Below are 1,226 nucleotides of genomic sequence, written 5' to 3'. Positions count from 1 at the left end.
GGCAGAAGGGCAATTCGCTGTTTGCCCACTGATCTGACAGGCTGAAACGACAAAGCCGCAACCTTGATGGGTTGCGGCTTTTTTTGTGATCAAGATCAAAAGATCGCAGCCTTCGGCAGCTCCTACAGGGGAACGCATTCCAAGGTAGGAGCTGCCGAAGGCTGCGATCTTTTGACTTTGCTCTAAGTGAGCTCAGCGCCCAGCACCACACTCAACGCACTGCGCGCATCATCCAACTGCACCAGCGTCGCATGCCGGGCGCCCAGGGCATCACGATTCTCGATCGCGGTCAGAATCGCCTTGTGCCTGGGCAACGCCAGTTCATGCAGATTCGGCCGTTGATTGGAATGCTTCAACGCCTCGGCAATCGCTACCGCCAACATGTTGCACAGGTTCGCCAGCAGGTCGTTGTGCGTCGCATCGGCGATGCGGCTGTGGAAGTCCAGGTCCGGCTGCAACAGCGCTTCCGGGGTCGGCGCGGCTTCCATGCGTTGGTAGGCTTCGTTGATCGCGGCGATGTCAGCATCAGTCGCATGCTGAGCGGCGAGGGCGGCGGCTGCCGGTTCGATGATGCTGCGCACGCTGGTCAGCACGTTGAAGAATTCATTCTGCGGGCTGCTCTGCATCAGCCAGTGCAGCACGTCCGGGTCGAGCATGTGCCACTCACGGCGGGCCTTGACCACGGTGCCGACGCGCGGTTTGGAATACACCAGACCCTTGGCCACCAGCACCCGCGTGGCTTCGCGCAACACCGGCCGACTGACCGCGTACTCCTCGCACAGCAGGGCTTCGGCGGGCAGTTTGTCGTCGGGCAAAAAGCGTCCGGAGACGATCTGCATGCCCAGTTCCTGGACGATGCGCGAGTGCATGCTTTTACGGTCGGAAGGTTTGCGGTAATCCATGGGGAGTGGCGCGATCCTGAGCGATGGAGATGCCGCGCATCATAGCAGGCACGGCACAATCTTGAGGTAGGCAATGATCGTTCCCACGCTCTGCGTGGGAATGCCTCAAGGGACGCTCCGCGTTCCAGCTCTGAAAGGGACGCGGAGCGTCCCGGGCTGCATTCCCACGCGGAGCGTGGGAACGATCAGTGGGGTGTTAATGGGAGTGGCGCGGAACCTCGGCGCCTCGGCAACCGACGAGGAAGTCAAAGTCGCAACCCTGATCCGCCTGCAGCACGTGGTCGATGTACAGCTGACGATAACCGCCCACCAACAACTGTTGCG

At 61.1% G+C, this 1,226-nt stretch carries 1 protein-coding gene; it reads right to left on the bottom strand.

All coding sequences use genetic code 11. The features are described from left to right. Window positions 1-182 precede the first annotated feature (182 nt). The gene (locus OQK_RS25985) at window positions 183-902 is read right to left on the bottom strand and encodes a FadR/GntR family transcriptional regulator (protein ID WP_016775009.1); all 720 of its coding nucleotides are present in this window, start codon (window positions 900-902) and stop codon (window positions 183-185) included. Window positions 903-1,226 lie beyond the last annotated feature (324 nt).

Source organism: Pseudomonas sp. R62 (assembly GCF_000257605.1).
GTDB lineage: Bacteria > Pseudomonadota > Gammaproteobacteria > Pseudomonadales > Pseudomonadaceae > Aquipseudomonas > Aquipseudomonas atacamensis.
Note: the sequence above shows the minus strand (reverse complement) of the source record. Positions and strands in the feature narration are given on the sequence as shown.

Coding starts and splice junctions, on each gene's coding strand:
- OQK_RS25985 (WP_016775009.1), bottom strand. CDS start 902: ATGGATTACCGCAAACCTTCCGACCGTAAAAGCATGCACTCGCGCATC.